The organism is Micromonospora sp. 15K316 (assembly GCF_004348525.1).
In the GTDB taxonomy this organism is placed as follows: domain Bacteria; phylum Actinomycetota; class Actinomycetes; order Mycobacteriales; family Micromonosporaceae; genus Micromonospora.
The window spans coordinates 1-7,103 of the sequence record NZ_SMKG01000270.1 but is presented as its reverse complement, the minus strand read 5'-3'; the positions used below and the strand labels follow the sequence as shown (position 1 = coordinate 7,103).

Annotated in this window: 5 protein-coding genes; 3 read left to right on the top strand and 2 right to left on the bottom strand. The window is 73.7% G+C overall.

The window, feature by feature from the left end:
• Positions 1-219 precede the first annotated feature (219 nt).
• Positions 220-597 carry a PH domain-containing protein gene (locus E1211_RS29075; RefSeq protein WP_132352934.1) on the top strand — a complete coding sequence of 126 codons (378 nt, stop codon included), beginning with the start codon at positions 220-222 and terminating at the stop codon, positions 595-597.
• Between the two features lie 41 nt (positions 598-638).
• Here the strand turns inward: E1211_RS29075 and E1211_RS29070 are convergent, their stop codons facing one another.
• Positions 639-1,565: a 2-hydroxyacid dehydrogenase gene (locus tag E1211_RS29070; RefSeq protein WP_132352932.1), complete on the bottom strand. Its 927-nt coding sequence runs from the start codon at positions 1,563-1,565 to the stop codon at positions 639-641.
• 139 nt (positions 1,566-1,704) lie between these two features.
• Between E1211_RS29070 and E1211_RS29065 the strand changes: the two genes are divergently transcribed.
• Positions 1,705-2,880 (top strand): sorbosone dehydrogenase family protein, encoded by a 1,176-nt coding sequence (locus tag E1211_RS29065; RefSeq protein ID WP_132352930.1) that lies wholly within the window; start codon positions 1,705-1,707, stop codon positions 2,878-2,880.
• 22 nt (positions 2,881-2,902) lie between these two features.
• The gene (locus E1211_RS29060) at positions 2,903-4,465 is read left to right on the top strand and encodes a metallophosphoesterase (RefSeq protein WP_132352928.1); all 1,563 of its coding nucleotides are present in this window, start codon (positions 2,903-2,905) and stop codon (positions 4,463-4,465) included.
• A 150-nt stretch (positions 4,466-4,615) separates the two neighbouring features.
• On the opposite strand, the gene E1211_RS29055 is transcribed toward E1211_RS29060, so the two are convergent.
• Entirely contained in the window at positions 4,616-6,976 is a 2,361-nt protein-coding gene (locus E1211_RS29055; protein ID WP_132352926.1) for a pyruvate dehydrogenase, read from the bottom strand.
• Positions 6,977-7,103: the final 127 nt, after the last annotated feature.

Below are 7,103 nucleotides of genomic sequence, written 5' to 3'. Positions count from 1 at the left end.
GCACGGCGGTCGCCTTCGTGAGGGGGCACGGGGGCGGTGCGGCGGTGCGGGCATCGGACGACGAGTCCACTGCCCATTGTTCGGGAACGAGCCGCCCGGGGCAGCGGTTACGCGCGGAAGGTCACCCAGAGCAGTGACTCACGTCACTATGCGCGCCCGCCGGCCGTCGAAGCGCCGCCCGACGCGAAAGCGCCCCGGCGGAGGTGGGATCATCGGAGGGTGACCAAGCCCGCCACCGTCCGCTTCCGGCACAACCAGGCACTCCTGGCCGCGGCGATCATCGCCTTCTTCGGCGCGCTGCCGCTGGCCGACGTCCGGGTGTACCTGCTGCCGGTGCTGCTCATCCCGCTCGCCGTCGGCGTCTGGGCGTGGCGGGCGGGCACCGACGCGGACGCCCGGGGGCTGAGCGTGCGCGCGCTGGTGGGTCGGCGTCGGATCGCCTGGGACGAGGTGGTCGAGCTGGCCACCGACCCGCGCGGGCGGGCGGTGGCCCGACTCGACGACGGCCAGCAGATCGTCCTCCCGGCGGTACGCGGCGCCGACCTGCCCCGGTTGGTCTCGGCCACCGGCCAGACCCTCCCCGACGCGGCCGGCTGAGTCACCACGTCACCGCCCCCGGTGCGACCCCGGCGGCCGGCTCAGTACCCGTCGACCACCGTGTTGATCAGCGGTTGGCCGGTCGCGAACCGCCGCACCTGGTCCCCGACGAGCCGGTACGCCCGGGGCAGCAGGCCGCGTACCGAGCCGGCCACGTGTGGGGTGATCAGCACGTTGGGCATCTCCCAGAGCGGGTGATCGGCGGGCAGCGGCTCCGGATCGGTGACGTCCAACGCGGCGGAGATACGCCCGGTGGCGAGTTCGGCGGCCAGGTCGGCGGTCCGGGCCACCGGCCCGCGCGCGGCGTTGACCAGCAGCGCGCCGTCCCGCATCGAGGCGAGGAACTTCGCGTCGACCAGCCCCCGGGTCCGGTCGGTCAGCGGCACCAGGACCACCACCACGTCAGCCTCGGGCAGCAGCTCCGGCAGGTCGTCGACGGCGTGCACGCCCTGCTCGGGACGGGCCGTCCGGGCCACCAGCGTGAAGTCGACCCCGAACGGGGCGAGCCGGTCGCGTACCGCCGTGCCGATCGAACCCGCGCCGACGATGAGCACCCGCTTGCCGGTCAGCTCGTCGGTCGGGGCCACGTCGCCGTACGCCCACTCCCGGCGGGCCTGCGCCCGGACGAAGGCCGGGAACGACCGCAGTTGGGTGAGGATCGCGGTGACCACCCACTCGGCGGTCGACGGGTCGTGTACGCCGCGGGCGTCGCAGAGCGTCACCCCCTCGGGCGTCCGATCCACCCAGGCGTCCGCGCCGGCGGAGAGCAGCTGCACCACCTCGAGGTCGGGCAGCTCGTCCAGGAACGCCGCGGCGTCGCCACCGGAGAGGAAGGGCGGCACCCAGAAACGGACGCCGGCCGGCTCGGACGGGAGCTCCTCCGGACGCTCGGCGACCTCGACGGTGACCTCGGGGGGCAGCTCGCCGAGGAGCGCCAGCCCGGCCTGGTGCGGAATCCATACCTTCACGCCCGCCGACGATAGCCCCGTCGGTGACCGCGCCCGTCGCCGGCACCCGCGCCCGGCGGCCTGCGCGTTCGTACGGACCGTGCGGGCGAAGCGGTCCTACCGCGCGCCGACGACGGCCCGGCGGGATACCCTGGGCCGGGTGAGCGCCCGTCCCCCGTACCCCCGCGTCCGCCGCGCCCGTGGGGCACTCGCGGCGTGTTGCGCGGCGCTGCTGCTGGCGGCCACCGGATGCAGTTTCGGTGAACCGGAGCCCGACCCGGCGGGCGAGCCGCCGAACTTCCCCACCCCCTCGGCCTCGGCCAGCCAGGGCGGAGCGGGCCGGCAGGCGGTGGCCACGGTGCTGGCCAAGGGCCTGCGGGTGCCCTGGGCGATCGGTTTCCTGCCCGACGGCGGTGCCCTGGTCACCGAACGGGACAGCGGCCGGATTCTGAAGGTCGGCCCGGAGTCGGGGCCGGAGGGGCTGCGGGTGACGGTCGCGCAGACCATCCCCGGAGTGGCCGCGGCCGGCGAGGGCGGACTGCTCGGCCTGGCGGTCTCCCCCGACTACCAGCGGGACCGGACGCTCTTCGTCTACTACACGACGGAGCAGGACAACCGGATCGCCCGGCTCCAGCTCGGCGGCGAGCCGAAGCCCATCGTGACCGGCATCCCGAAGGCCTCCGTCCACAACGGGGGCGGGCTCGGGTTCGGGCCCGACGGCCAGCTCTACGCGAGCACCGGGGACGCCGGGGAACGCCCGAACGCGCAGGACGTGAAGAGCCTCGGTGGCAAGATCCTGCGGATCACCCGGGACGGCGCACCGGCGGCGGGCAACCCGTTCCCCGGCTCGCCGGTCTGGTCGCTGGGGCACCGCAACGTGCAGGGCTTCGCCTGGGACGCCGCCAAGCGGATGTACGCGGTGGAGTTCGGCCAGAACACCTGGGACGAGATCAACCAGATCGTCGCGGGGAAGAACTACGGCTGGCCGGTGGTCGAGGGGCGCGGCGACGACAAACGCTTCGTCAATCCGATCACCCAGTGGCCGACCTCCGACGCCTCCTGCTCGGGTCTGGCCGCGGTGGACCGGCTCCTGGTCACCGCCTGCCTGCGCGGCAAGCGGCTCTGGGTGATCGAGCTGACCGACACGGGCACCCTGCTCGGGCAGCCGCAGGAGCTGCTCAGCGACCGCTACGGCCGTCTCCGGGCCGTGGCCGCCGCCCCCGACGGGTCGATCTGGGTGTCCACCTCCAACCACGACGGTCGGGGCGACCCGGTGCCGGAGGACGACCGCCTGCTGAGGCTGGTCTTCGCCGACGGCGGAGCCGGGCGGAGCTGACCGGAGGGTCGACATTTCCAGCATGGACGGGGAGCAGAACGAACAGCGCGCCGCCGACGACCCGGCGGCTCGCCGGCGTCGCTGGCCGCTGCGGCGCGGCGTCGACCGGACCGGTCGACGCGATCCGCTGCGCATGGCCGGGGTGACCCTGGCCGTGCTGCTGGTGACCCTCGTCGGGGTCACGCTCGGCGTGCTCGCCGGCGGCCGGGTCGACACGGACATCGGTCCGTTCCAGGCGACCCTCACCCTCTCCCCCACCACCTCGGGCGGGACCACCGTCGACATCCCGCCGCTCGGCGCGCTGCTGCTGGACAGCCACGACGGGCCGACCCACCTGACCGTCCGGCTCGGCGCGCTCGACCAGGGACGTACCAAGGCGCTGATCGACGACCCGGCGAGCATCCAGCGGGCCAGCATCTCGGCGGTCGAGGATGTCCGGTCCGGGGTGATGCGGCTCGGTCTGCGTACCGTCGCCTCCGCGGTGCTGGCGACCCTGCTGCTGGCCGCGCTGGTGTTCCGGAACGTACGCCGCACCGCGGTGGCCGGCGCGCTCGCGTTGGGGGTCACCCTCAGCAGCCTGGGCGCGGCCGCGGCGACGCTGCGTCCGCAGGCGATCGAGGAGCCGCGGTACGAGGGGCTGCTGGTCAACGCGCCGGCGATCGTCGGTGACGCGCGACGGATAGCCAACGACTACACCAGGTACGCCGAGCAGCTCCAGCGGCTGGTGGGCAACGTCAGCCAGCTCTACACGACCGTCTCGGCGCTGCCGGTGTTCGAGCCCGCGCCCGAGACCACCCGGGTGCTGCACGTCTCGGACATGCATCTCAACCCGACCGGGTGGCAGCTGATCCGCACGGTGGTGGAGCAGTTCGACATCGACGTGGTGATCGACACCGGGGACATCACCGACTGGGGCAGCGAACCGGAGGCGTCCTTCGTCGGCTCGATCGGGTTGCTGCGTAAGCCTTACGTCTACATCCGGGGCAACCACGACTCGGCGCGGACCGCCGCGGCGGTCGCCCGCCAGCCGAACGCGATCGTGCTGAACAACTCGACCACCACGGTCGCCGGGCTGACCATCGCCGGCATCGGTGACCCGCGGTTCACCCCGGACAAGAACACCTCGCCCGCGGGCAGCGGGTTGACCCAGCAGGTGGCCGATCAGGTGATCGGGGCCGGCGAGCAGCTCGCCCAGACGATCGGCAAGTCGCCTCGCCCGGTGAACATCGCGCTGGTGCACGATCCGGCGTCGGCCGGGCCGCTCGCCGGCGCCTGTCCGCTCGTGCTGGCCGGGCACACCCATGCCCGGCAGGTCTCGAAGCTGCCCGAGCAGCCGGGGCGGATGCCGACCCAGCTGCTGGTGGAGGGCTCCACCGGCGGCGCCGGGCTGCGCGGGTTGGAGGGGGAGAAGCCCACGCCGCTCTCGATGAGCGTGCTCTACTTCGACCGGGACAAGCTGCTCCAGGCGTACGACGACATCACGGTCGGCGGCACCGGCGAGGCCCAGGTGAACCTGGAGCGTCATGTGATCCAGGACCCGAAGGCGGGCGAGCAGGTCCCCGTCACGCCCACGCCCACCCGCTGACTCCGGTCGGCCCCGGTAGGTCCCGGTCGGTCTCGGCCGCTCGTCCTTCGTCCGGGCGAGCATGCAGCCGTCGCCGCGAACGGAGAGTGGGCGCTGTCCGCCCGAGTGGGGATGCCCTTCGCCTCCAGCCGGGCCCGCGGCGTGGGCGGGTCAGCGGCGGAGCGAGAGCGCGGCCAGGGCGGCGTTGACGATGCTGCCGGGAAGCAGGTCGTGCAGCTCGTACAGCTCGGCGACGCTACCGGACTGGCCGAACTCGTCCACCCCGAGCGGCACCGTCGGCACCCCCAGGGCGGAGCCGAGCCAGGCCATCGCGTGCGAGGCCGCGTCGTGCACGGTCACCACCGGAGCGCGGTCGCCGAAGGCGGAGCGGAGCGCGCCGGGCACGCTCGGCACGGTCGCCGTCCGCACGCCCTGACGCAGGGTGCGCTGCCAGGCCCGGTAGATCCGGTCCAGGGAGGTGACGTCCACGACGTGCGCGGCGATCCCCTCGTCGGCCAGCTCGGCGGCGGCGACCAGCACCTCGGGCAGCACCGCGCCGGAGGCGGCCAGCTGCACCACCGGCGCGTCCGCCAGGTGCGGATACGCCTGATGGGCGTCGACCAGCCGGTACGCCCCGGCGACCACCTGCCGGCGCAGCACCGCGTCGCCGAGCCGGGCCCGTGCCGCCTCGAACGGCGCCTGGTCCACAGGGCGGGTGCTGAGGCGGAAGTAGTACGCCCCGTCCTCGGCCGGCGCCGCCGTCGTCGACGGCGCCACCCCACCCGCCATCTGCCCGAGCGCGTCGCAGAGCAGCCAGTCCAGGGTGACCGCGTACGCCGGCTCGATGAACGTCACCCCGGGCAGCTCCAGCCCGACCGAGGCGGTGATTGTCGACTGGTGCGCACCGCCCTCGGGAGCGAGCGTGACCCCGGACGGGGTGCCGGCGATCACGAAACGGGAACCGGAGTACGTGCCGTACAGGAACGCGTCCAGGCCACGGAGCACGAACGGGTCGTACACCGTGCCGACCGGCAGCAGCGGCTGGCCGGAGAGGTCCCACGACAGGCCGAGCTGCCCCAGCAGCAGGAACAGGTTCATCTCCGAGATGCCCAGCTCGATGTGCTGGCCGGCGGGGTTCTCGGTCCAGCGCAGCATCCGGTCCTCGCTCCAGGAGCGCTGCGCGGTCGGCGCGAACACGCCGGTCTTGTTGATGAAACCGGCGAGGTTGGTGGAGGTGGCCACGTCCGGTGCGGTGGTCACCAGGTACCGCCCCAACTCCGGGTCCCGGGCCAGATCCACCAGGACCCGGCCGAAGACCTCCTGGGTGGAGATCGGCTTGTTGGCGCGTACCTTCGTGGACTCCGGGACGGCGACCCCCAGCGCACGCTCGCGCGGCGGCCGGGACAGCGCCTCCCGTCGCTCACCGGCCCGGATGCCGGCCGGCGACGCCGGGTCGAGCCGGTCCCACTCCGTGTCGAGGGTCAGGCCGTGCGCGGCGCGCAGCGCGTCGACCTGCTGGGACGTGAGTAGCGCCGAGTGGTTGCGCGGGTTGCCGGCGATCGGCAGCCCCCAGCCCTTCACCGTGTACGCGAAGACCACGCTGGGCCGGTCGGTGACCGCGTCGCACTGGGCGTACGCGTCGAGCAGCGCCGCGAGGTCGTGCCCGCCGAGGTCGGTGACGAGCGGACCCAGCTCGTCGTCCGGTACGTCCGCGATGAACGTGGCGACCGCCTCGGGCGCGCCGTCGAGGAACTGCATGCGCAGCTCCGGCCCGGCGAGCCCGAACAGCGACTGGTACTGCTCGTTGGGCATCGCGTCGATCCAGTCCCGCAGCGCCTCGCCGCCCGGACGGTCGTACGCCGCCGCGAGCCGGCGACCGTACTTGACCTCCACCACGTGCCAACCGGCCGCCTCGAACTGGCCCCGCCACTGGTTGATCCGCACGCCGGGAACCACCCGGTCGAGCGACTGGCGGTTGAAGTCGACAAGCCACATGACGTTGCCCAGCCCGGTCGTGGCCGGGTCGGCGACGGCCTCCCAGATGTTCCCCTCGTCCAGTTCGGCGTCGCCGATCAGCGCGATGAACCGGGACCGGGGCCGGGGGCCGAAGTGCGCGTCGACGTAACGCCGGGTGGCCGCCGCGAAGAGCGGCGCCGCCGCGCCGAGGCCGACCGAGCCGGTGGAGAAGTCGACCCCGTCCGGGTCCTTGGTGCGCGACGGGTAGGACTGGAGGCCGCCCCGCGCCCGCAGCCGGGGCAGGTAGGAGCGGTCGAGGTTGCCCAGCAGGTACTGGATGGCGTGGTAGACCGGCGAGGCGTGCGGCTTCACCGACACCCGGTCCGCGGCGTCCAGGTGGGCGAACCAGAGCGCGGTCATCGCGGTGACCAGCGAGGCGCTGGACGCCTGGTGCCCGCCGACCTTCACACCGTCGCCGGCGTCGCGGTCGTGGTTGGCGGCGTCCACGATCCGGGTGGCGAGCCAGAGCACCCGCCGCTGAATCTCGCCGAGGACGTCCAGGTCGTGCTGGTTCACGGTGACTCCATCCGGGCGTCGCCGCTGACGCCCACGTACGGGAAGCGCCGACGATCGCCCGTGGATCAGAGGTCGGCGGCGGCGCCGGAGTTCGGCGCCACCGCCGACCTCGTGATCGGGGCCGGCG